The organism is Paraburkholderia lebeckiae (assembly GCF_050436325.1).
Classification (GTDB): domain Bacteria; phylum Pseudomonadota; class Gammaproteobacteria; order Burkholderiales; family Burkholderiaceae; genus Paraburkholderia; species Paraburkholderia tuberum.
Map to the genome: position 1 here is coordinate 1,485,197 of NZ_JBNDLZ010000002.1, position 22,639 is coordinate 1,507,835.

Genomic DNA, 22,639 nt, shown 5'->3' on the forward strand with positions numbered 1-22,639 from the left:
TCATTCACCTGCCCGCGGCGCGGACGGCGCCTCGCTCGACGCACCGGGCCCCGGCACCGCCGAGGGTTCGCGTCCTGCGCCGCCGCTGGGCTCCACGCCCGGCGTCGGCTTTTTGCCTCCTTTCGAGCGCGACGACATGGTTTCGAGCAGGTAATAGAACATCGGGATGAAGAATACGGCGATCGCCGTCGCGCCCAACATGCCGCCGATCACACCGGTGCCGATCGAATGACGGCTGTTGGCCGACGCGCCCGTCGCGATCGCGAGCGGCACGCAGCCGAGAATGAACGCGAGCGAGGTCATCACGATCGGGCGCAGCCGTTCTTCCGCCGCGGTCATCGTCGCGTCGAACACCGAGGCGCCAGTCTCGCGATTGAGCACCGCGAATTCGAAGATCAGGATCGCGTTCTTCGCGGCGAGCGCGACCAGCATCGTCAGCCCGATCTGGAAGTAGACGTCGTTGGACAGGCCGCGCAGCATGATCGCGAGCAACGCGCCGAACAGCGCGAACGGCACCGCCATCAGCACGCCGAACGGCAGCGTCCACTTCTCGTACTGCGCGGCGAGGATAAGGAACACCATCACGAGACCGAATACGAAGACGAGCCCGGACGTGCCGCCCGACTGCCGTTCCTCGAATGCCTCGCCGCTCCATGCCACGTCGTAGCCTTCCGGCATCTGCGCGGCGATCTGTTCCAGCGTCGAGATCACCTGTCCGGAGCTGTAGCCCGGCGCGGCATTCGCCGTGACCTTGATGGCCGGGAAATTATTGAATCGCGTGACGAGGTCTGGGCCCGTCGTGAAGCGGTAGCTTGCCACCGACTTGATCGGCACCATCGTGCCGTTCGTGCTGCGCACGAAGATCTGATCGAGATCAGTAGGCTTCAAGCGATACCGCGGGTCCGCCTGCAGGATCACCTGCCACAGCCGGCTCGAGCGGTTGAACTGCGATACGTACAGCGAGCCGAACATCGTCTGCATCGAGCTATAGACGTCTTCGACCGGCACGCCGAGCGTCTCCGACTTGTCGCGATCCACGTCGACCAGCAGTTGCCGCGACGCCGCATTGAAGGTCATCGTAACGCCGGTCAGCTCCTTGCGCGCCCGCGCTTTCTGCACGAACTGGTCGGCCACGCCCGCGAGCTGTGCGATGGAAGCATCCCCCTTGCTCTGAATCCACACCTCCGTGCCGCCTGTCGTGCCGAGCCCCGGAATCGACGGCGGGTTGACCGGCACAATAATGCCCTCCTGGACGTTCGCGAAGTGGCGATACGCGTCGAGCAGCACCTGGCGCGCGTTCTGCGTCGCGCGGTTGGCGCGCGTATAGCGTTCGTCGAAGCTCTTCAGACCGACGAAGAAGGTGCCGGCATTGTTCTTGTTCTGGCTGTCGAGCAGGCTGAAACCATCGACCGTGGTGATGCTGCCGACCGCCTCCTGTTTCATGAAATAGTCAGTGATGACTTGCGACACCTGGCCGGTGCGGTCGAGGCTAGCCGCGTCCGGCATGATGACCGCGCCGAGCAGATAACCCTGGTCTTCAGGCGGCAGGAACGCCGACGGAATCGAGCGCATCATCAGCACCGCCAGCACGATCATCGCCGCGAAGAACACGAGCCCCATGACAAAGCGCTTGATGATGAGCTTGACCGCGCGTGAATAGCCCGACGTCATGCGGCCGAACTGATTGTCGAACCAGCGGAAAAAACCCTTCTTCTCGTGGTGCGCGCTTTTCAGCAGCAATGCGGCGAGCGCCGGTGACAAGGTCAGTGCGACGATGCCGGACAGCACCACCGAAATCGCAATCGTGATCGCGAACTGCTTGTACATCTGACCGGTGATGCCGCCGAGAAACGCGACCGGCACGAACACCGCGCACAACACCAGCACGATCGCCACGACTGGCCCGGCGACTTCGTCCATCGCCCGTTTCGAGGCCTCTTTCGGCGAGAGCTTGTGCACCGTTATGTTGCGTTCAACGTTCTCGATCACGACGATCGCATCGTCGACGACGATACCGATCGCGAGCACCATGCCGAACAAGGTCAGCATGTTGATCGAAAAGCCCAGCGGCAGCATGAACATGCAGGTGCCGACGATCGACACCGGCACCGCGATGATCGGAATCAACGTCGCGCGAAGGCTTTGCAGGAATACGAACACGACGATCACGACGAGCACCAGCGCTTCGAAGAACGTATGGATCACGTCCGAGATCGACGCTCGCGTGAACTCGGTCGTGTCCATCGCGATTTCGTAGGTCATCCCTTCCGGAAACGACTTCTTCAGTTCCGCGAGTGTCTTGCGCACCTGCTTCGCCACGTCGAGCGCGTTGGCGCCCGGCTGCTGATACACGGCGAGCACGGTGGCCGGCTTGCCCTGGAAGCGGCTGCGAATCGAGTAGTCTTTCTGGCCGAGCTCGGCGCGGCCGATGTCCTTGAGCCGCACGATCGCCGCGCCGCCGCTGGCGGCGCGCACGATGATGTTGTCGAACTGCGAAGGCTCGGCGAGGCGCCCCGTGGTCGTGACCGCGAACGATTGCTGGACCGCTCCGCTGGTCGGCGACTGTCCGATACTGCCCACCGCGAACTGCTGGTTCTGGTTCGCGACGACCCGTTGCACGTCGGCGGCCGTCACGCCCAGCTGCGCCATCCGGTCGGGCTTCAGCCAGATCCGCATCGCGTAGTCTGGCGTGCCGAAGATACTCGACTGGTTCGCGCCCGGAACCCGCTTGATCGCGTCAAGCACGTAGATGTTCGTAAAGTTCGCGATATACGTCGCATCGTAGCGGTTGGTGGGCGAATAGATCGCGATCACCATCATGAACGCCTGCGACTTTTTCTGTACCTGAATGCCCTGCGCCTGGACCGATTGCGGCAGTTGCGGCAGCGCGAGATTCACGCGGTTCTGCACGTCGACCTGGGCCAGTTCGGGGTTCGTACCGATCTGGAAGTACACGTTGAGCGTCATACTGCCGGTCGACGAACTCGACGAGTTCATGTAGATCATGTTGTCCGCGCCATTGACCTGCTGCTCGATCGGTGCGGCGACGTTGTTCGCGACGACCTCGGCGCTGGCGCCCGGATAGGTGGCGGACACCGTGATTTGCGGCGGCGTGATGTCGGGGTATTGCGCGATCGGCAGCGAGAACATCGCCAATGCGCCGCCGAGCGTGATGACGATCGAAATGACTGACGCGAAAATCGGCCGATCGATGCAGTAGCGCGAAATGTTCATGGCGGCTGCCCCGTCACTCGGCGGCGGGCGCTGCCGCGGCGCCTTGCGACGCAGCCGTCGCCACCGCCGCCTGGCTTTTCCCGCCGGCCGCCAGGGTTTTGATGATCTTCAGCTGCGAATCCGCGGTAACGCGCTGCGCGCCGTCCACGACGATGCGCTCGCCCGCCTTGAGACCGTCCGAAACAAACCAGTTATCGCCCTGCCAGTCGCCGACTTCGACGACGCGCTGATGCGCCTTCGAGTCGCTACCGACGACCCACACAAAGTGGCTCTTCGCGCCCTGCAACACCGCGCGCTGCGGCACGAGCGTCGCATTGGGCCGGATCGCGCCGGAAACGCGGGCCCGCACGAACTGGCCGGGGCGCAACGTGCCCTTCGGGTTTCCGAAGGTCGCGCGCACGAGGAAGGTTCCCGTTTCGGTGCTGAACGCCGGGTTCGCGAAGTCGATCTGGCCTTGCTCGGCATAGGGCGAGCCATCGGCGAGAATCAGACGCACGGAGAAATCGTTGTGCGCGGGAAATCGCAGATAGCCTGCCGCAATGTCATCCCGGTACTTCAGCATCTCGTTCTCGGAGATGCTGAAGTTCACCCACATCGGATCGAGCTGGTACACGTAGGTCAGCAAGCCGTTCGAGGTGGCCGTCACGTAGCTGCCGTCCTGCTGGCGCGCGAAGCTCGACAGGCCGTTCAGCGGAGACTTGATCGTCGTGTAGCCGAGGTTCAGCAGTGCGGTGTCGACTTCGCCCTGGGCGGCGATCACCGCGGCGGCGCTCTGCTTCTCGTTGCCGACCGCGTCGTCGAGATCCTTCTTGCTCAACGCGTTCTGCGCCGCCAGCGGCTGCACGCGCGCGAGATTGGCCTTGGCGACTTCGAGACGCGCCTCCTGCTGGGCCAGTTGCCCTTTCGCGGTCCGCAGCGCGGCCTCGAACGGCTTGCGGTCCATCTGGAACATCGTTTGTCCCGTCTTGACCAACGCGCCTTCGGTGTACATGCGCTTGTCGAGGAAGCCGTCCACCCGCGAGCGGATCTCGACTTCACGCGAACTCTGCGTTTGCGCGGTAAATTCGAAGTCGACCGGCGTGTCCTGCTGCGTCACCGTCATCACGGTCACTTCCGGCGCGGCGACGACCGGAGGCGGTGGTGCCTTCTTGCACGACGCGAGCCACGTGAGCAGCGTCAGCGCCGCGATGATGGCGAGCAATGGGAGAGCGCCGCGAGAATGTGGCCGCGGCGAGGCCAGAGACACGGGTACGGTTTTCATCGCGCACTCCGTCTGATCACAAAGGCGTGCAATTGCCGAACAGCACGAAGGCATCATTTCTGTTGGCAATCGTCAGCGTCATCTCGCCGTCCGTCGAATCGACGACCAGCGTCCAGCCAAAGCCCATCTCATTGCCAAGGATCAGGATCTGATCCCCCTCCTTGCTGACCGAGAGCATCGGCGTCGTGCGCGCGGGACCGACCACCGCGCGTTTGTCGAAGTCGAGAGTCAGGAATTTCGGCAGACCGAGATCCGCGGGCAAGGCGCGCGTGCAGGCGATGCCCGGATCGCAGGCGTGTGCGTCGATCGTCGCGCAGATCAGCCGTTTGCTGCCGTCGAAGTCCGCCGCGCCCACCTGCATCGCAGCGGTACCGAGAAGAATCGCGAGACAAACCGAAATTGATTTCATCACGTGCGCTCCCGCTTTTATCCTTGAACGCTGCCGCATTCCGCGCGGCGCATCGCACGCGCAAAGGCACGCACGCGCCGCAACCTGTCCGGTTTCGAGTTCGGTGCGGCGCAGCCGGCGTTCAGTTCGACGCGTTGACTGAGTTCAGTTTGGTGGTCCGAAGAAACGGCGACAATCGGACCTTGGTCTCATATCATCCGGCGCGAAGACGCGCGTTCAGGGTGTCGGCGGACCGCCGATGGCCACCTCGACCGCCTTGAACAGAATCGCGCTGGTGAAAGGCTTGCGCAGATACGCGGCCGCGCCGGCCGCGAGCGCGGTCTGGCGGACGGAGAGATCGTCATAGGCGGTAATCACGATGACCGGCACGCCCATTTGCGCGAGCTGACGCTGGACTTCCAGGCCGTTGGTTCCCGGCATCTGGACATCCAGAATCACGCAGGCAGGCCGATACGACGGAATTGCCGCAAGCGCATTCAAGAACTCGTCACCGCTGCAAAACGTCTCCGACCTGATACCTTCGGAATGCAGCAAACGCTTGATGGCTCGGCACACCGACTCGTCATCATCGACCACCGCAACAAATTGGTTAGGGTTGACCATATGACAGCGCGAACGCGCAGTCGCTCCGGAAAGTGGACCACTGATGCCTTAGCGTACTGGTTGAAACCCCGATGAGATATAAGACTTTGGTCCACTAGCGGTGTCGGCCAGCACCGCTGGAAGTGGCGGCGCGACGCGGGAGTCGGCGCCTGGTTCGCGCGATTATTCTTCGTCGGCCGTACAAACGCCGCCCTTTCGCACCAGATGAACGAGGTCGACGATCGAGCGGGCCTTCATCTTCTCCATCACGCGGGCACGATGAATCTTGATCGTTTTTTCGGCCGCGCCCAGATCGCTCGCAACCTGTTTGTTCAGGCGGCCAGTCACGACGAGTTCCATGACTTCGCGTTCGCGGCGGGTCAGATGCCGCATCCGCTCTTCTATTTCCTCGCGTTCGTGGCGCCGCCTGCTTTCCACACACGCGCGCGCGAGCGCGCGATCCACCGCGGCGAGCAACAGCGAGTCGCGCACCGGCTTGGGCAGAAAGTCGACCGCTCCGCCTTTCATCGCGTCGACGCTCGAGCCGATGTCGCCGTGCCCGGTCAGGAATACGATCGGCAGTAGCTGATCGAGCTTGCGCTGCACTTCGAGTCCCGTCATGCCCGGCATCTGCAGATCGAGAACGAGGCAGGCTGGCATGCTCGTCAAATCGGCTCGTTCGAGAAAGGCCTCAGGACTGTCGAAGCATTCGACCTGGTAGCCGGAGGCGCGCAGCAAGCGGGCGAGCGCGCTGCGCACGCTGTCGTCGTCGTCGACGATGAAGACGCGAGTGTTGGTCTGGTTCATGATGATCTGGGCACGAGTCTCTGTCGGATATCGGTCGCGACGGGAAGCGTGACGTGAAACGATGCCCCTTTGCCCTCGTTGTTTTCCGCCCATAGCCGGCCGCGGTGCGCCGTGACGATCGTGCGGCTGATCGAAAGACCCAGTCCGAGCCCCTGCGGTTTAGTGGTGAAAAATGGCCGGAAAATCCTTTCCATGCTGTCGACGTCGAGGCCCTGGCCGCGATCTTTTACCGTTATCCGTACCAGTCCGTCCGATTCCACACGCGCTGTCGTTTCGACGAGGCGGTCCGCGGCAGGGCAATCCTTGACCGCGTCGAAAGCGTTGAGCAGCAGGTTCAGGATCACCTGCTGAAGCTGAACCTTGTCGCCGCAAATCAGCGCCAGATTCTCCGGAATGTCGAAGCTCGTGCGCACGCCGCGCGTCAACGCATCGCTGTGCACGAGCATCGCGATGTCGCGCACGACGTTGCCGACGTCCAGCAACTGCAACTCGACATCGCCTTTGCGCACCAATGCGCGAATCCTTTGCAGCACCTCGTTCGCGCGGCAATTGTCGGCCACGATGTCTTCGAGCGCTTCGCGCAGCTCCACTACGTTGGTCGTCTCCGCATCCATGAATTTGCGTGCGGCTTGCGCGTTGAACAGGATCGCGGTAAGCGGCTGCTTCAACTCGTGCGCGAGCGATCCGGCGAGTTCGCCCAATGAAGAAACGCGCGCGAGATGCGCGAGATCCCTTGTATTTCCATCGACTTCGCCGCACGCACTGCATTCCGATATCACGGTGATCCGCAATTCCTGATTGTGCACGCAGCATCGCGTGGTTTCCGCCTCCGCGTGAAAGCCGCCGCCATCGCGCCGCCGCGCGATCAAAACCCGCGTGGTCGTGACGCCGGGGATTTGCATCTTCGCACCGCGATTGCCTGGGCCCGACCGATCGGCATTGATGCCATCGATCGGAAACAGCTTGGCGGTCGGCGCGCCGATCAGCTCTTCCCTCGTGTAGCCGAACAGTTGCGCAGCCCGCGCGTTCGCGAAGATGATCTGGTCCCGCTGATCGACCGTGACGATCGGAACCGGCAACATTTCGAGCGTCTCGCACAGCGGCATTCTCGTGTCGAGCATGCGCCGCGTGCTGCTATCGCCTTCGCCTCGCAGCCACGACGCGCAAGCGGCGACATAGCGCCGCCATGCCGGCAACGCGTACGGCGGCTCGTGGGTATCGCGGGTACTCTGTCGGCTCGACACGCCGGGGATGCTGCGAGCGCGCTGAAACCGGTGATGCCTGGGTGACAACTGTCTGGAACGGTCGTGTCCGGATAGTGGAGCACCGTCGTTGCGCGCATTGTCGATCTGTGACGGGCCGCTTTGACCCATGTGGCGCGGTTGCGCGTGCAGCGCCGTGAGAATTCCCGCTACCCCGATCGCCAGTTGTCTGCCGTGCACGATCAGATTAATCATTGGCACCTCCGGGTCCAGTGCGAACGGATTCCGTACAACTGCGACGTCTTTATCTTTGGGCTTCGAACCACATAATTGACTTCACAATCGGTACTTCGCACGCCTGGTGGCTGGAAGTCAGTATAGGCTATCCAGAATCACTTACCGAAGAGTTACCTTAATTTATGCCGCTTACTCGGGAAACTACTCAATAGTGTTCTGCGTTGTCCGCCATCAATCGGAAAATGGCGACAGAGTTTGTTATGCAGTTAATTATTGCGGGCAGAGCCGTGTCCGTGCCGTCCGTTTGCACGCGCAGGAAAGTTAGCAAACTGGCAACGTCGCCGTACGAGCCGCAATGTTCCCCTGCGCCGTGACGGATTTGCACTAGTCCGTGAAGCCCGGCGAGATAGCGCTTTCAGATGAAAACTTCCAACCATAAAGCTTTCATGCATCGCGAATGACAGAGTCAGCGGGTATAGCCAACGCTAATTCTCCAATTTAATTAATTTGCCGGCGATATTTCTTGACGCAAGTCAACGCTTTTATCGCCCGCCATTCCAGTGCGAATCATTTGCATTCATCGATCACAAAAAATAAAACTATGCCCGGCAGATGACTAAACGCAGCGCCGCGGCGAGAACGCGTGTTTCGGCTTCGTCTTTTCTACCGGTATTGAATAAACAGGACGGTCAGTGCAGATTACAGGCAGCGTCGCTGTGGACTTGCCCCTGCATGACCGGACACGCGGTCACGCCAGGCGATTTCGGCAATTGCGATTGCTGCTTTCTCAAGGCGCGTCACAAGATCGTGCGTGCTCTAGTTGCCGAACCGTGGCGCGCCGAATGGCGGATCGAACAGGACAGCGCGGAACACGGCGCGACGTTTCGCAATGACCGGCCGCCGTATCGCGACCTGAAACGCGAGGCGCTTTTCTACGCGCGGCAGATTCCGCTCGCGCTCGAAGACACGGACGAAGAGCCGCTAATTGACTGTTTCTGCGGAGATTAACGCTATGGCAACGATTCACGAATACGCGCACTCTTGCGTCTGGCCGAATTGCACGCGTATGGTTCCGCTTGACAGGTGGGGGTGCCGCGAACACTGGCGTGCATTGCCCAATGATCTGCGCGCGTGGATCGGCCGCACGTATCGTCACGGCTTTGAAACGGGCACGCATCCGACGCACGCATATCTCGATGCTCACCGCGCCGCGCTCAAATGGATACACGAACATGCAGAGGAAACGCCATGAGTCGCGCCGATCTGAAACCGTGCGACATCGTCTTCGTTATCGCAATCGCCATGTTTGAAGGCGAGCGGCGCACGCCCGCCGAAATCGTCTCGATCGAACCTCAAAAAATCGGCGCTCGTTTTCTTTCCGGCGACCATCGGGGCGGAATGATCGCGCTGGAAATCGCCGCCGAAAATCGCACCTGGCGGCGTGCATGATTGAACCCGTGACGATAGGCCTGGCGACGCTCTACAACGCGGATGCGCTGGCGATCCTGCCGCAGTTATCCGGGCTCAATGCGTTGCTCTGCGCTCCACCATATTCGAGCGGTGGACAGTTCCGCTCCGACCGCGTGCAGGACACGCGCGCAAAGTATGTGCCGACCGGTTCGTCCAGCCAGGCACTACCGGATTTCAGCGGCGACAATCGCGACCAGCGCGCGTTCGCATACTGGGCGGCGCGATGGGCGGCTGCTGCGTTGCAGGCGTGCAGGCGAGGCGCGGTCGGCATGTTCTTTACGGACTGGCGGCAACTCCCCGCATCAACGGATTACAAGAAGGGGGCGGCTGGGTATGGCGTGGCATCGTGCCATGGTGCAAGCCCGATGCGCGCCCGTAGCCGGGCCGCTTTACGGCGCAGTTTGGGTATGTGATCTGGGGCACGGCGGGCGCGGTCTGTGCCGATGAAACGGCAGGACGCATACCCGGCTTTTTCGAGTGCATCGCGCCGCGCAATCGCGTCCACGTCACGCAGAAGCCCGTCGAGCTACTGCGTGAACTGCTGCGCGTGGTGCCGGTCGGCGGCTGCGTACTCGACCCGTTCATGCGCTCGGGCTCAAGCGGCGCAGCGGCGTTACAGACCGGGCGGCGCTTCGTCGGTATAGAACTGGATCCGGTGCATTCCGATAACGCGTCTGAGTGCATCAATGATGCGCACCGGCAAGGCGCGCTGTTCGAGCATGCCGACACGGAGCAGGAACAGGCGCGGCTGACGCTCGATTGAAAAGCCCCGCCGAAGCGGGGCATCCTGGACGCCTCACAAGGAGGACGCTTGCGACTGCTACTGGCTACATTCGGTGATGCGCTTTCGTGCGGTAGCAAGCTCGCCAATCTGATTCCCCGGACCCAGGCAACTATCGTCCTGGCGGATCGAGAGTGAGCCGTCCGGGTGAGGGGTCAGCACAAGCAGCGCAGTGAAACGGTGATAGTTGTTCCCGATCTCGTCTATCGACTTGGCCGGGTCGATGCCGCGATGGTATTGAACCGTCGTGAGCAATGCGGGTTGGCCTTTGTACGTCACGGCAGAAACGCCCTCGATCCAGTTACAGACGTTGGTGTCGCTATGGTCTCTGATATTCACGCGGATCCCATCTACGCGCTTGTAGCTCTGATCGAAAAAATCGAACTCACAATAACCTCGCCCTCCCGGATAGCCGTGACCGCTGAAATTGGGATCGGGTTCATAGGTTGTGCCCGACACAAGAAAGTAGTTACCGCCATTGCCCAAAGTTGCTCGGAAGGACTGGGTTTGGATTATATGAAACTCATCCCAAGGGAGCCCTGTAGCCTGTTGCAGTCTCTTGTAGTCAAGCACATCACCATAAAGCTTAAGCGATGGTGTTTGCGCGCTTGCAATACTGCAGAAAAAAAACCATAACAAATTAAATATGCAGAGTGCCAGCCTTGATGCCTTCATATGCGTCCTTGAGTTTGTTGGCGTAATCATTTTTTTTGTAATCCGGACCGTTGTATAGCCACGCGGCACTTGCCCAGTTTTTTTCCATAAGGGCGTTCCTCAGTGTACCGTGACCGTATTTCCCGTCACGCCTTGCCATTGCAAATGGAACGAACAATCCAAGCAAATGTTGCTTCTCTGACGTACATGCCAGTTGCATGAATTCTTGGGGTGTTTTAATTCCCATATCTGAATAATTGACGCCCAGCACCTGAAACATCCCCCACGAGCAGGCCTGGATCGCTGCATCCGCGTCCAGCAGGTATGCCCGCTCGAATCGGGCATACGCATCAGTCACATAGCGGTCGGTCGCCGCAATAGGAGTTCCATCTTTTGTAAATTTGGCGCTCGTATAGCATTTTCCGGAGATATCCGCGTTCGACGCATCGAACCGGTGATGAGAGCACTTGCTAAATACATGCCGCTCATACTGGATCACCGGGCGAAGGAACTGATCGAACGGAGCGCGCTTCGTTTCAACATGAGCAAAGGCCTTGATAACTTCAATTTCACAGCCGATGATACCTACCGCGAAAACCCAATCCTTCTCGGAGATTTTTTCGCCCATGTATAGCGCGAAATATTTTTGCAGGTCGGGCCGGTCCTTGCTGTAGTGCGTATCGGTCGCGCCCTGCGGGGTCCTGGTCTGCTGACCCTTCATGCCCTTGTCCGCGCCTTTTGCCGCTGGATGATGCATGTCACCGCTGGCCTGGTGCGGCGTACCAATCGGAACAGGCTTGGGCTTCGGGGCCGATGGTGGATCACTGACCGGCAAGCCGTCCGGCGTCTGCGGATGCGGCTCCATCCTGAGGGGCAGGCGAATCTTGCCGCTCTTCAGCGTGACAAGCTTCTCGCCAACCCTCGCCGGGGTTTCGTGTATGAGCTTCCACGTGCCATCGAGCTTGCGCACCAGAATACGGACAGCATCGCCTTCGACCTTTGTAATGAACCGCTCACCAAGCCCATTGAGCTGGCTCACCCCTTCAAACGCCGATGCACGCCTGCTTTCGATACGGTAGCGCAGTCCCTTGATTGGATTGCGGTCCCGATCGATGAACAGTGGCACGACCGCGCACACCTTCTTTTCGCTGACCACCAGCCGCTGACCAACGGCTAGCCGGTCGGGATTCTGAAGCCTGTTCATCTTTGCAAGCACGTGAGTTGTCGTGCCATAGGTCCGTGCAATCCCGCCTAGCGTGTCGCCAGGCTGGACGACATAGACCTCCGGCGCATCCGTCATCGGATTGGAACTCATACGGTTTCCTCCTCATCCCCGTTGTCTCTTAGCGTTTCCTCTTCTGCATCCCATCCCGTGGTGCCAACCCAAACCTGCGCATCCGTGGCTTTCCGGCTGAAGAAGCGCGGGCCCGTTGCGGCTTCGTCCAGCAGGCCGGAATCCAGTTGGGTGCCTGTCTTGGTGGTGCCGGTCGGCGGCTGCGTACTCGACCCGTTCATGCGCTCGGGCTCAAGCGGCGCAGCGGCGTTACAGACCGGGCGGCGCTTCGTCGGTATCGAACCGGACCCGGTGCATTTCGATAACGCGTGTGAGCGCATCAATGATGCGCACCGGCAAGGCGCGCTGTTCGAGCATGCGGACAGGGAGCAGGAACAGGCGCGGCTGACGCTCGATTGAAAAGCCCCGCCGAAGCGGGGCATCCTGGACGCCTCACAAGGAGGACGCTTGCGACTGCTACTGGCTACATTCGGTGATGCGCTTTCGTGCGGTAGCAAGCTCGCCAATCTGATTCCCCGGACCCAGGCAACTATCGTCCTGGCGGATCGAGAGTGAGCCGTCCGGGTGAGGGGTCAGCACAAGCAGCGCAGTGAAACGGTGATAGTTGTTCCCGATCTCGTCTATCGACTTGGCCGGGTCGATGCCGCGATGGTATTGAACCGTCGTGAGCAATGCGGGCTGGCCCTTATACGTCACGGCAGAAACGCCTTCAATCCAGTTGCAGACGTTGGTGTCGCTATGGTCTCTGATATTCACGCGGATACCATCCACGCGCTTGTAGCTCTGATCGAAAAAATCGAACTCACAATAACCTCGCCCTCCCGGATAGCCGTGACCACTGAAATTGGGATCGGGCTCATAGGTTGTGCCAGACACAAGAAAGTAGCTACCGCCATTGCCCAAAGTCACCCGAAAGGACTGGGTCTCTGCTATCGCGAATTTGTCCCACGGGAGCCCGGTAGCCTTTTGCAACCTGTCATAGTCGAGGCCCTCGCTATAGAGTTTGGGGTCACTATTTTTCGCGCAGACAACGCCGCACACAAAAAATAGCAAAAAGCTATACATGCAAAGTACCCGCTTTGATGCCGTCATATGCGTCCTTGAGTTTGTTAGCGTAGTCATTTTTTTTATAGTCCGGGCCGTTGTATAGCCACGCTGCATTTGCCCAGTTTTTCTCTATCAGCGCATTCCTCAGCGTGCCATGCCCATATTTCCCGTCACGCCTTGCCATGGCGAATGGAACGAACAATCCACGCAAATGTTGCTTCTCGGACGTACAAGCCATCTGCATAAATTTTTCAGGGCTATTTATATTCATATCCCGATAATTGACGCCCAATACCTGAAACATTCCCCACGAACAGGCCTGGATTGCCGCGTCCGCGTCCAGTAGGTAGGCCCGCTCGAATCGGGCATACGCATCCTTCACATATCGGTCCGTCGCCGCGATCGGGGTTCCATCCTTGGCGAATTTGGCACTCGTATAGCATTTTCCGGAAATATCGGCGTTCGATGCGTCGAACCGGTGATGAGAGCACTTGCTGAACACGTGCCGTTCATACTGGATTACCGGGCGAAGGAACTGGTCGAAAGGTGATTTTTTCGTTTCAACATGAGCAAAGGCCTTGATAACTTCAATTTCACAGCCAATGACACCTACCGCGTACACCCAATCTTCTTCGGAAATTTTTTCCCCAGTGTACAACGCAAAATACTTGCGCAAATCGGGAAAATCCTTGCTGTAGCGCGTATCGGTTGCACCCTGCGGGGTCCTGGCCTGCTGACCCTTCATGCCCTTGTCCGCGCCTTTTGCCGCTGGATGATGCATGTCACCGCTGGCCTGGTGCGGCGTACCAATCGGAACAGGCCTGGGCTTGGGTGCCGATGGTTGATCACTGACCGGCAAGCCGTCCGGCGTCTGCGGATGCGGCTCCATCCTGAGGGGCAGGACAATCCTGCGGCTCTTCAGCGTGACAAGCTTTTCGCCAATTCGCGCCTGGGTTTCGTGTATGAGCTTCCATGTGCCATCGAGCTTACGCACCTGAATGCGGACAACATCGCCTTCGGTCTTTGTAATGAACCGCTCACCAAGACCATTTAGCTGGCTCACCCCTTCAAACGCCGATGCACGCCCACTTTCGATACGGTAGCGCAGTCCCTTGATTGGATTGCGGTCCCGATCAATGAACAGTGGCACGACCGCACACACCTTCTTTTCGCTGACCACCAGCCGCTGACCAACGGTTAGCCGGTCGGGATTCTGAAGCCTGTTCATCCTTGCAAGCACGTGAGTTGTCGTGCCATAGGTCCGTGCAATCCCGCCCAGCGTATCGCCGGGCTGGACGGCATAGACTTCCGGCGCATCCGTCATTGGATTGGCACTCATGCGGTTTCCTCCTCGTCCCCGTTGTCGATTAGCGTTTGCTCGTCGGCATCCCATCCGGTCGTGCCAACCCATACCTGCGCATCCGTGGCTTTCCGGCTGAAGAAGCGCGGGCCGGAGCCTGCTTCGTCCAGCAGGCCGGAATCCAGTTGGGTGCCCGTCTTGTTCGTCACGACGTAGGGAAGGTTCGCCCAGGGATAACCGAGACGTTCTGCAGCAAAAGCTGCCCCGGAAAGGTCAACCCGGTTGCTGAAAAGGTGTTCGTCCGGAGAAAGCGGAAGCGCAGACACCGGGATGTGCAGCGACGCCTTGCCCTGCTTCTGCACGGTGATGGTCTTGAGGAACAGGTCGCCGGGGCCGCCGAGCGTGATGCTGCCGTCCTTCATGTGGATGAACGCGCCGCCGCAATCGAGGATGATTTCCTTCGCGGCAGACAGATTGACCTTGCCGTTGACACTGGCGACGTTCACGTCCTTGTCCGCAATGAACGACATCGGGCCGCTCTGGGCCTGGAATTCAACCGGGCCTTTCGCCGCAAAGATCTTGATGCCCAGTTTCTGCGCAAAGAGCGACAGCTTTTCACCCGCCGCGACGGTGAAGCGTTTCAGCACGCTCCAGTCGGCGTTTTTCCGGGCGACCGTTGAAATGCCGTCCTTGGCGGCGAACTGCACGCCCTGGCCCGCCACGAGTGCCGCCGAAGCCGGGGTACTCATAAGCAGGCCCGGCTTCTTCAGGCCGTCCAGATCGTCCTTCATCTGCTGCTGGGTGTCAGTGTCGGCGGGTTCAGCCTTGGCGCTGCTGGCGGACGCGGCGAGCGCCTTTGCGGTCGCCAGCGCGCTTTCAAGCTGCGCGATGGTTTCCTGCATGTCGAGCTGCTTGCCGGTCGCGGCGGGGCGGTCGTAGGCCGTCAGCATCATGCCCTTGCCCGCGCGATTCACCCCGTAACCCGATGTTCTCGCCTCGTAGCCTTCACCCCTGTATTCGAGTTTGCTGTCAACCAGGTAGCCGAGATTCAGTTGCGACTTGCCCGAGTGTTCGGTGCTGAGCTTGACGCCTTCCTGGCCCTCCCAGTCTTCCATGCGCAGCTTGTTGTTCTTCTGCGTACGGATCATGTTGCGCGAGAGCCAGCGGCGGTCATTCGTCACCAGGTCGCGCGCCTGGCTGTGGTGATGGAAAGCCGTGATTTCCGGCTTGTCCGGGTCCCCGTCCCTGAAGGAGATGACTGCTTCGTCGTTACCCAGCGCAACGAAGTGCATGCCGGTCTGCAGCTTGCCCGCGAACGGTTTCGCGAGACGCAGCGGCACGCTCTCACCGCCGTTGGGCCAGGTGCCGAAATCGGCATCGAGCCGAACCACGTAGTAGCCTGCGGAATTCAGATAGCCATAGGTGTACTTGTCCGGGCTGCAAATACGAGCGGAGAGCGTTCCCGGAATTTTTGGCCAGGTCTCGGGCTTCAGTTCCAGCCGGAAACGCCGGTCGGCAGGGATCGCCTTGTAGCTGTTGGTGTAGGATGCGTCGCGCGCGCCGCTGTGCGTGACCTCGATCACGACCTGACCTTTGGGCGCATCGGGCAGCACGATATCCGTTTCGAGTACGCTCGCGCACTGCAATGCGAGCACGTTGCTCTCGCCCTCATACACGATCTGGCGGGCAATGGCCGCCTCACTTGGCCCCGGCCTGGTCCAGGTGGTTCGTGCCATAGAGGTACGGCTGGCCGTAGGTGGTCGGATCGGCAGGCGCGACATTCGCCGTGTCGCGCAAACGCTCCCAGGCGCCTTCCGGGTTGTAGTCCGCCACGATGAACGATTGCGGCACCGTCACGGTATGGGTCCTGATGACCGTGACGGCTTCCACCCCGTCCGCTTCGAGTCCCGCCGCCTCGCGGTACGGCACGATCCGTTGCGGCTCGTCGTAGAGCTAGTGGTCGATGTCATCGGCAAAAACGGTCATGTCGCCATGTTCCGTTTCCACGATATAGCTGTAGATGCCGGCCTTCTGCATCAGCATCTGGACATAGGCCAGATCATTCACCTGGTACTGGAAACGCCACGCGTGAACCGGATACTGGCGGCGCAGGCGGAACGCCATCAGGTGAGCCGGGATACCGTGCCGGCCCAGGACGGCCTGGATAATCTGCGGTGTCGTGAGGTGCTGGTAAGGCTGGGTGGTCGTGACGGCGGCGAGCCGCCCGAAGTGCGACCTCAGCGTGATCGCATACTTCGTAAAATCCTTCGCTGTCTGAATGGTCGAGAAGCGCTCGATATAGCCCGAGAACTTCCGCACGGTCCCATCGTCGGCCATGATGCTGAAAACCGCATCACGGTTCAGATAGTCGGCGCGCGCAAGCTGCTGCGGATGGGTCAACTCGATATGAACCTCGTTCGGTGCGCCCATCTTCTCGGTGGCCTCGAACGACACGACCGAGAGCGCCGCTGCGCTGGCCGTGCCGGGGATCTCAAGGAAATGTGCCTGACGGCCGGTAATGCCCTGGCGCAGTGGGTCAAACTCTGCCATGCGTTGGTCCTTTAAAGCGCCAGCGGCGCGGGTTAGACGGCTATATCAAAGGGCGCGGATACACCATGCCTAGCGCGCAATCCTTCCCCGATTTCCCTCGAAATACAATCAGACAAATGCCAAAAATAGTCACAGATCATGTGTGTATTGGTTCGATTTATCAATAATTGACATTTAGCGCTGTCCACCGGCTCATGGGCCTGAACCAAGCGAAGACGGACGCGGAGAGTCTGCCAATGGGCGGCGGACGTGCCCGATGGTTGATCATCTCCCGATGGTCATTCACTTGAGCGAAACCCAGATAAGAACACTGGAACAGGTGCGCGCGGTGCACGATGGAACTCAAGCTTTGGAATTTTCTGCTGCGGCTGACGCCCACGCCCGCTGCGAGTGGATTGCGTCGGTCCTCAATCGGTTTCGCTACGGTCAACTCAGGCGAGTCGATCGCGGGTTGCTATTGCGCTACCTGCGCCGATTTGGCGGATTCAGCCGCGCCCACGTCACGAGGCTCGTGCTGCGCTGGCTCGACGGCAGCAACCTGACCATTCCCAAACGCAAGGCGCCGCCCAACGCTTTTGCGCGGCGCTATACGGAAGCCGAGCTGGACACGCTGGCGGAGATCGAACACGGAGTACGGCCGGCTCTCGGGGCCGGCCACTGTAGCTGTACTGCGACGCATGTATCAGATCTACGGCGATGAACGTTTTGTCCGGTTGCAATGCCTGTCCTCGTCGCACCTGTACAACCTGCGCAGATCAGCTTCGTACCGTGCCCGCCATACCGTGCACACGAAGACACGCAGCGATCCCAAAGGTGCAGCGATTGTCGTACGGCGTGCCCCCACACCGGAGAACCGTCCCGGCTTCATCCGTATCGACAGCATTCATCAGGGCAACTTCCGCGGCGAGCGGGGGCTGTAGAGGATCTGGATCAGCATGGCTCGCAGCAACTTCTCCGGTGCGATGCTCGGCCGCCCGCCCTTGATGTCGGCCTCGTACATCCCGGCAAACAACCGATCCATCTTCGCCAGTGCTTCGTTCGCCATCACACGGATCGAACGCAACGGATGCGACTTCGGGACGAAGTCGTCCAGCTTGCGCATGGAAAACAAACCCTCGGTGAACGTGTCGGCGCCGCGCATGATCTCGATGCGGCAAGTGGTAGTCCATCTATCAACGCTTCACGAACTCTGCGCGATGACGTGTTTCAGCGGTACTTCAGCAACCTGCTACGTGGGGTGACCCCGCCAAAAACTATCCGCTTCGCGTCGCCGTGCCAAGGCACGCGTAGCGTGTCGCGCGGCCTCGCTGTAACGAAACCGTGCAACACGCGATAGCCGCGCCGCCGTGTGACAGCGCCATGACGATTCGATCGAATGCCGCTGCTGGCCGCGCCCTGTTACAAATTCATGCGCGTAACCTTGGTGCCGGCCAGCGACAGGTCTGCCATTAGGCCCGTATTGGTCAAGACCATCGCGACGACATCGGCGGTCGCCGACGTGGTATCGATCGCGCCGGTAGCGCCGACTTTCAGCAGTGAAACCGAAGCATCGGCGCCCACCGACCAGCCCTTCGCGTTGCGGAATTTCTCGAGCGAATCTTTCGTCATGAACAGGAAGAACACGGCGGTCGACTGCGCGCCGGCCTGCAATCCGAACGATGCCGCGGCGGTACTGAAATAGCCGACCGTCGCTCCCCCGACGCGCAATGCGCCTTCACCGTACTCGCCACCGACGATGAACGCCGCCTTCCTCACCGAAGGAAACACCAGCACGCCCTGCGCCTTCGATACCAGTTCGTGCGAGCCTTGAACCGTATCGAACAATTTCGACAGCGCACCGTTCACGGCCGCATCGATCTCCTGCCGTTTGGCGGCGTCGGTAGTGGCGCTCTGGCCACTGCCTCCGGTCGTCGTGCAACCCGCCAAAGCCAGACTCGCGGCCATGGATGTAAGCGCGAGCGTGTGCACAAAGTTCCGTCTGTTCACTATCGACTCCGTTCTGGTTACGATCCGAGTCGCCAGTCCTGATGGCTGGAAGCCTCGATCTTTTTCTCCGCCGTGAAGCGGCATAGCCGCCCAAGGAACCATCAATGCCATCGCCGCCCGTCGATTTTCTTCGGTATCCGGATGCGACGACTACAACGCTTGCAGATACATGATGTCACGCTGAAACCGCTGCGGAATCGGACCTTGGTCTTACAGGAAGCGCGGTGTCGATGATGAATGAAACGCGAAGCCAGCGAAGCTGATTGGCGGGGCCGACCTCGATCATCCGCCGAGCGCGATGATCGCCACGGTGAGCAGGACGCCGACCGCCGCCATCGCAAGGCCGGCCTGCCAGCCGCGAAATCCCGCGTAATGCCCCAGCGCCATGCCGCTGCCGAATAACATCGCGATGGTCAAGACACGGGAGGCGATCAACGCCGTCGGAACGTTCGCGAACAGCACGAAGGGCAACGCGACCGGGAATGTTGCGGCTACTACGAGCACAAAGATAGCCGCGGCGGCGATGAAATCGTCGCGCACGAATACTGCTCGCTGCGGCAGATCCGGCCGCGCCGCAACACGCCTGCGGATGGACTCGAGCTCCGTATCGCCGATCAACGGTCTGAGCCACGCGGACATTGCGTCGTGAAGCGTCCGAACGCCCGCGGCCGCATTCGGCTGGCTCCGCACGGAATGTGCAAGCGTCACGCGCCTGCCGCGAGCCACCAGCGTACGCACGAGGAACATCACCGCGTCCGCGAGGCCCCATGCGAGATTGCAGCCGAGCGCCGTGTAGAACATCTTGTGCCCCGCGTCGGCACCCGCGCCGACGGCCGAGACGGTGCCGACGAACGTCAGCGCCATGAAGAGGCCGAAACATGACTCGCACACTCGATCGACGACATCGAGAACCGGCTCCCTATCGCCGACGTTTTCCTGCTCCGTGTGACCCGTGGCATCCATGAGGCCTCCCGTGGCGATGACGTGAACCGAGCCCGCCCTTTGCCGGCATACGGATGAGGTGCGACGAGGACAGTCGGATCGGCAGGCGCGAGCAGACGCCCGCATCATACTGCGCGCCGTGTACCGGCGATATTGGACCAAGGTCGTATGGCCCTGCTTCGCGTCGCGCTCTACCGTGGGAATGGATCATTGCGTAGTACGCTGGAACAGTCCGCGCTGGGGAGAAGATAATGGCCAAAACGAAGTCGGAAATCGAGCAGCCCGAGCAAGACAGGGCGCTGTCGTACAAGGAATATCGCAAGGCGCTTTTCGATCTGCATGTGGAGCTCGTCAAGCTGCAGGAATGGGTCGTGCAAACGGGAAGCAAGGTCTGCGTCGTCTTCGAGGGACGTGACGGCGCGGGCAAAGGCGGCACGATCAAGGCGATGACCGAGCGCGTCAGTCCGCGCGTCTTCCGCGTCGTTGCATTGCCCGCGCCCAGTGAACGTGAAAAAAGCCAGATGTATGTGCAGCGCTACGTGCCGCACTTGCCGGCCGCGGGCGAGGTCGTCATTTTCGACCGCAGCTGGTACAACCGCGCAGGCGTTGAGCGCGTGATGGGTTTCTGCTCCGAGGCGGACGTGCAGACGTTCTTCAAGGCCGTGCCGCTCGTCGAGCGGGCGATCGTCGAATCCGGGGTCATCCTGCTCAAGTACTGGCTCGAGGTCAGCCCCGAGGAACAGACCCGACGTCTCGAGGCACGCATCCACGACGGTCGCAAGACGTGGAAACTGACCGGGATGGACCTGAAATCCTATAGCCGATGGTATGACTACTCGCGTGCCCGCGATGAGATGCTCGCGGCGTCGGACACCGACTATGCTTCGTGGTTCATAGCGAATTCAAACGACAAGCGGCGCGCGCGACTGAACATCATCAGCGACATGCTTCAGAGGATTCCGTATAAGCAGCCTGCCCGCAAGAAGGTCTCGCTGCCGAAACGGCAAAAGCCCGACGGTTATAAGGAACCAGACTATCCGTTTAAATACGTGGCCGAGCGGTATTGATCAGGCAGTTGTTGCTCAAGCTGACTTTCAAACGTACGGCAGCGTTGCCTCGCACCCGGCTTCAACGAGGCTGCGGCGATAAGCGAAGGCCGCGAGTGGGTAGTCGAAGAAGAAGCGGCCCGTCTCCCGCTTCTCCACATAGAACGTTTCCGCCTCGCATTGCGGCGTTGCAATTCGCAGCGTGCGCGCCCATGCGAACGCCAGCAGCATCCAGCCAAGCATCGCGAGATAGTCGTCCGCGACCCGGTATGCCGTCTCCGGGTCTTGCGCGTGGCGTGCCTTGATCGACCGTGTCGTGCTCTCCACTGTCTGTGCTAGCTCTGCGAGCTTCGCGCCGGCGGCACGAACCGGCGGATCGGACTGCTGGCACAGCCGCGCTTCCGCGCGCACGTGGCGAAGCAGCAGATCGAACGCCACCGCCCCATCGGGCAGCACCTTCCGAATCAGCAGATCGATCGCCTGAATTTCGTTGGTGCCTTCATACAGCATCGACACGCGACTATCGCGCAACGTCTGTTCAATGCCGTACTCGTGGATGTAGCCGTAGCCGCCGAACACCTGCAGCGCGCTCGATGCAGCGCCAAAACCGTTGGCCGTAAAAAACGCCTTTGCAATCGGAGTCAACAGCGATGCGAGCTGCGCCGCCTGTTCCCGTTCGGCGGCATCGGCATGACGTGCGGCGATGTCGAGCCAATGCGCGGTCCAGTAACCGATCGCGCGCTCGCCCTCGACGATCGCGCGCAGTTCCATCAGAATCCGCCGCATGGCCGGATGAAACGCAATCGGCGCAGCCCTGCCCGGTGCGACGTTCGCACCGGACCGCACGCTCACTGCACGCATCTGCACGCGTTCCTGCGCGTAAGCGTGCGCGCGTTGCCACGCGGTGTGCGCATGCCCGAGGCCCTGCATCGCAACCTGCAGCCGCGCCGCGTTCATCATCACGAACAGGCACGCGAGACCGCGATGCGCTTCACCGACGAGCCAGCCGAATGCGCGTTCGAAGCGCATCGTGCAGGTCGGGCTGCCTTTCAGGCCCATTTTCTTTTCGATGCCTTCGCAATAGACACCATTGCACGAGCGCCCACCGTCGCCGTCTTCGAGCCATTCCGGCACGACGAACAGCGACAACCCTTTCGTACCGGGCGGCGCATCGGGCACTCGGGCGAGCACCAGATGAACGATGTTCTTCGTCAGATCATGCGCGCCGCCGCTGATAAAGATCTTGCTGCCGTCGATGAAATACCCCTCGGTGCCCGGTGCTTCAGTCGCGCGCGAACGGATCAGGCCGACATCGCTGCCGGCCTGGGGCTCGGTCAGACACATCGTCGTTAGCCACTCACCACTCGCGACTTTCGGCAGCAATGCCTTTTTCACGCGTTCGCTGCCATACGTCTGCAAGCATGCCGTCGCGCCGTGCGTGAGCCCGGGCGACATCAACCATGCATGGTTGGCGCCCGCGAGCATTTCCTGAAGTGCGACGTCGAGAAGCTGCGGCAGGCCCTGTCCGCCGTGCCCGGTGTCGAGCGATAATGTCGGCCAACCCGCTTCAACGAATTCCGCGTAGGACTCGCGAAAGCCCGCGGGCGTCGTCACCTTGCCCGCGTCGAAACGACATCCTTCGAGATCGGCGCTCGCGTTGAGCGGCGCGATGCGCTCCTCGACGAAACGCGCCGCTTCCTCCAGCACCTGCTGCGCGGTCTGCGAGTCGAGGTCTTGCCAGTCGGGCACGTCGCGCCACCACGAAGTGGCGTCGAGCCACTCGTCCATTACGAAGCGCATGTCGCGTAGCGGCGCCGTATAAGTCGACATCATTTCT

Annotated in this window: 20 protein-coding genes and 2 pseudogenes; 7 read left to right on the forward strand and 15 right to left on the reverse strand. The window is 60.7% G+C overall.

From position 1 onward, the window contains the following. From OKW44_RS10035 to OKW44_RS10060, 6 genes are all read right to left on the reverse strand, one after another. Positions 1–3,234 carry an efflux RND transporter permease subunit gene (locus tag OKW44_RS10035; protein WP_018424536.1) on the reverse strand — a complete coding sequence of 1,078 codons (3,234 nt, stop codon included), beginning with the start codon at positions 3,232–3,234 and terminating at the stop codon, positions 1–3. 13 nt (positions 3,235–3,247) lie between these two features. After that, on the reverse strand, positions 3,248–4,495 hold the full coding sequence (locus OKW44_RS10040) for an efflux RND transporter periplasmic adaptor subunit (protein WP_026226543.1): 1,248 nt from the start codon (positions 4,493–4,495) through the stop codon (positions 3,248–3,250). Positions 4,496–4,511: 16 nt separating this feature from the next. Continuing rightward, on the reverse strand, positions 4,512–4,904 hold the full coding sequence (locus OKW44_RS10045; protein ID WP_018424534.1) for a hypothetical protein: 393 nt from the start codon (positions 4,902–4,904) through the stop codon (positions 4,512–4,514). Between the two features lie 216 nt (positions 4,905–5,120). Continuing rightward, positions 5,121–5,507: a response regulator transcription factor gene (locus tag OKW44_RS10050; RefSeq protein WP_018424533.1), complete on the reverse strand. Its 387-nt coding sequence runs from the start codon at positions 5,505–5,507 to the stop codon at positions 5,121–5,123. A 162-nt stretch (positions 5,508–5,669) separates the two neighbouring features. Further along, complete coding sequence (locus tag OKW44_RS10055; RefSeq protein WP_018424532.1) at positions 5,670–6,293, reverse strand: response regulator transcription factor; 624 nt, start codon at positions 6,291–6,293, stop codon at positions 5,670–5,672. Then, positions 6,290–7,750: a PAS domain-containing sensor histidine kinase gene (locus OKW44_RS10060; protein WP_018424531.1), complete on the reverse strand. Its 1,461-nt coding sequence runs from the start codon at positions 7,748–7,750 to the stop codon at positions 6,290–6,292. The genes OKW44_RS10055 and OKW44_RS10060 overlap by 4 nt, the downstream gene beginning before the upstream one ends. Before the next feature lie 714 nt (positions 7,751–8,464). Between OKW44_RS10060 and OKW44_RS10065 the strand changes: the two genes are divergently transcribed. From OKW44_RS10065 to OKW44_RS10080, 4 genes are all read left to right on the forward strand, one after another. Then, positions 8,465–8,740: a hypothetical protein gene (locus OKW44_RS10065; RefSeq protein WP_018424530.1), complete on the forward strand. Its 276-nt coding sequence runs from the start codon at positions 8,465–8,467 to the stop codon at positions 8,738–8,740. Between the two features lie 240 nt (positions 8,741–8,980). After that, positions 8,981–9,181: a hypothetical protein gene (locus OKW44_RS10070; RefSeq protein WP_018424528.1), complete on the forward strand. Its 201-nt coding sequence runs from the start codon at positions 8,981–8,983 to the stop codon at positions 9,179–9,181. Continuing rightward, positions 9,178–9,615, forward strand: coding sequence for a hypothetical protein (locus tag OKW44_RS10075; protein ID WP_051103848.1), 438 nt, complete (start codon positions 9,178–9,180; stop codon positions 9,613–9,615). Before OKW44_RS10070 ends, OKW44_RS10075 begins: the two co-directional genes overlap by 4 nt. Beyond that, the gene (locus tag OKW44_RS10080) at positions 9,612–9,965 is read left to right on the forward strand and encodes a DNA methyltransferase (protein WP_051103847.1); all 354 of its coding nucleotides are present in this window, start codon (positions 9,612–9,614) and stop codon (positions 9,963–9,965) included. Before OKW44_RS10075 ends, OKW44_RS10080 begins: the two co-directional genes overlap by 4 nt. A gap of 57 nt (positions 9,966–10,022) precedes the next feature. Here the strand turns inward: OKW44_RS10080 and OKW44_RS10085 are convergent, their stop codons facing one another. Both OKW44_RS10085 and OKW44_RS10090 read right to left on the reverse strand, forming a co-directional pair. Further along, positions 10,023–10,658: a hypothetical protein gene (locus OKW44_RS10085; protein ID WP_239499255.1), complete on the reverse strand. Its 636-nt coding sequence runs from the start codon at positions 10,656–10,658 to the stop codon at positions 10,023–10,025. Then, a complete protein-coding gene (locus OKW44_RS10090; RefSeq protein WP_018424526.1) occupies positions 10,624–11,952 on the reverse strand; it encodes an N-acetylmuramidase domain-containing protein in 1,329 nt (442 codons plus the stop codon). The genes OKW44_RS10085 and OKW44_RS10090 overlap by 35 nt, the downstream gene beginning before the upstream one ends. Positions 11,953–12,102: 150 nt before the next feature. On the opposite strand from OKW44_RS10090, the gene OKW44_RS10095 reads away from it, so the two are divergent. Beyond that, positions 12,103–12,330 (forward strand): DNA methyltransferase, encoded by a 228-nt coding sequence (locus tag OKW44_RS10095; RefSeq protein WP_239499254.1) that lies wholly within the window; start codon positions 12,103–12,105, stop codon positions 12,328–12,330. A gap of 57 nt (positions 12,331–12,387) precedes the next feature. Here OKW44_RS10095 and OKW44_RS10100 read toward each other — a convergent pair whose 3' ends face one another. The 3 genes and pseudogenes from OKW44_RS10100 to OKW44_RS10110 form a co-directional block, all read right to left on the reverse strand. Further along, the gene (locus OKW44_RS10100) at positions 12,388–12,996 is read right to left on the reverse strand and encodes a hypothetical protein (RefSeq protein WP_018424523.1); all 609 of its coding nucleotides are present in this window, start codon (positions 12,994–12,996) and stop codon (positions 12,388–12,390) included. Then, positions 12,989–14,317, reverse strand: a complete 1,329-nt coding sequence (locus OKW44_RS10105) for an N-acetylmuramidase domain-containing protein (RefSeq protein ID WP_018424522.1) — start codon at positions 14,315–14,317, stop codon at positions 12,989–12,991. Before OKW44_RS10105 ends, OKW44_RS10100 begins: the two co-directional genes overlap by 8 nt. Beyond that, a pseudogene (locus OKW44_RS10110) lies at positions 14,314–16,828 on the reverse strand (type VI secretion system Vgr family protein). Before OKW44_RS10110 ends, OKW44_RS10105 begins: the two are co-directional and overlap by 4 nt. Positions 16,829–17,084: 256 nt before the next feature. Here OKW44_RS10110 and OKW44_RS10115 point away from each other — a divergent pair. Then, the gene (locus tag OKW44_RS10115; protein ID WP_026226542.1) at positions 17,085–17,528 is read left to right on the forward strand and encodes a hypothetical protein; all 444 of its coding nucleotides are present in this window, start codon (positions 17,085–17,087) and stop codon (positions 17,526–17,528) included. Between the two features lie 192 nt (positions 17,529–17,720). Here OKW44_RS10115 and OKW44_RS10120 read toward each other — a convergent pair. The 3 genes and pseudogenes from OKW44_RS10120 to OKW44_RS10130 form a co-directional block, all read right to left on the reverse strand. After that, a pseudogene (locus OKW44_RS10120) lies at positions 17,721–17,969 on the reverse strand (transposase); the annotation flags it as partial. A gap of 257 nt (positions 17,970–18,226) precedes the next feature. Continuing rightward, positions 18,227–18,814, reverse strand: a complete 588-nt coding sequence (locus OKW44_RS10125; protein ID WP_035471809.1) for a BPSL1445 family SYLF domain-containing lipoprotein — start codon at positions 18,812–18,814, stop codon at positions 18,227–18,229. Positions 18,815–19,096: 282 nt separating this feature from the next. After that, positions 19,097–19,777, reverse strand: a complete 681-nt coding sequence (locus tag OKW44_RS10130; protein ID WP_018424518.1) for a membrane protein — start codon at positions 19,775–19,777, stop codon at positions 19,097–19,099. 230 nt (positions 19,778–20,007) lie between these two features. Here OKW44_RS10130 and ppk2 point away from each other — a divergent pair, with 230 nt between their 5' ends. Continuing rightward, positions 20,008–20,823 carry a polyphosphate kinase 2 gene (ppk2, locus tag OKW44_RS10135; protein ID WP_018424517.1) on the forward strand — a complete coding sequence of 272 codons (816 nt, stop codon included), beginning with the start codon at positions 20,008–20,010 and terminating at the stop codon, positions 20,821–20,823. A 27-nt stretch (positions 20,824–20,850) separates the two neighbouring features. On the opposite strand, the gene OKW44_RS10140 is transcribed toward ppk2, so the two are convergent. Further along, positions 20,851–22,635: an acyl-CoA dehydrogenase family protein gene (locus OKW44_RS10140; protein WP_018424516.1), complete on the reverse strand. Its 1,785-nt coding sequence runs from the start codon at positions 22,633–22,635 to the stop codon at positions 20,851–20,853. Positions 22,636–22,639 lie beyond the last annotated feature (4 nt).

Coding starts and splice junctions, on each gene's coding strand:
- OKW44_RS10035 (WP_018424536.1), bottom strand. CDS start 3,234: ATGAACATTTCGCGCTACTGCATCGATCGGCCGATTTTCGCGTCAGTC.
- OKW44_RS10040 (WP_026226543.1), bottom strand. CDS start 4,495: ATGAAAACCGTACCCGTGTCTCTGGCCTCGCCGCGGCCACATTCTCGC.
- OKW44_RS10045 (WP_018424534.1), bottom strand. CDS start 4,904: ATGAAATCAATTTCGGTTTGTCTCGCGATTCTTCTCGGTACCGCTGCG.
- OKW44_RS10050 (WP_018424533.1), bottom strand. CDS start 5,507: ATGGTCAACCCTAACCAATTTGTTGCGGTGGTCGATGATGACGAGTCG.
- OKW44_RS10055 (WP_018424532.1), bottom strand. CDS start 6,293: ATGAACCAGACCAACACTCGCGTCTTCATCGTCGACGACGACGACAGC.
- OKW44_RS10060 (WP_018424531.1), bottom strand. CDS start 7,750: ATGATTAATCTGATCGTGCACGGCAGACAACTGGCGATCGGGGTAGCG.
- OKW44_RS10065 (WP_018424530.1), top strand. CDS start 8,465: ATGACCGGACACGCGGTCACGCCAGGCGATTTCGGCAATTGCGATTGC.
- OKW44_RS10070 (WP_018424528.1), top strand. CDS start 8,981: ATGAGTCGCGCCGATCTGAAACCGTGCGACATCGTCTTCGTTATCGCA.
- OKW44_RS10075 (WP_051103848.1), top strand. CDS start 9,178: ATGATTGAACCCGTGACGATAGGCCTGGCGACGCTCTACAACGCGGAT.
- OKW44_RS10085 (WP_239499255.1), bottom strand. CDS start 10,658: ATGAAGGCATCAAGGCTGGCACTCTGCATATTTAATTTGTTATGGTTT.
- OKW44_RS10090 (WP_018424526.1), bottom strand. CDS start 11,952: ATGAGTTCCAATCCGATGACGGATGCGCCGGAGGTCTATGTCGTCCAG.
- OKW44_RS10100 (WP_018424523.1), bottom strand. CDS start 12,996: ATGTATAGCTTTTTGCTATTTTTTGTGTGCGGCGTTGTCTGCGCGAAA.
- OKW44_RS10105 (WP_018424522.1), bottom strand. CDS start 14,317: ATGAGTGCCAATCCAATGACGGATGCGCCGGAAGTCTATGCCGTCCAG.
- OKW44_RS10115 (WP_026226542.1), top strand. CDS start 17,085: ATGGTTGATCATCTCCCGATGGTCATTCACTTGAGCGAAACCCAGATA.
- OKW44_RS10130 (WP_018424518.1), bottom strand. CDS start 19,777: ATGGATGCCACGGGTCACACGGAGCAGGAAAACGTCGGCGATAGGGAG.
- ppk2 (WP_018424517.1), top strand. CDS start 20,008: ATGGCCAAAACGAAGTCGGAAATCGAGCAGCCCGAGCAAGACAGGGCG.
- OKW44_RS10140 (WP_018424516.1), bottom strand. CDS start 22,635: ATGATGTCGACTTATACGGCGCCGCTACGCGACATGCGCTTCGTAATG.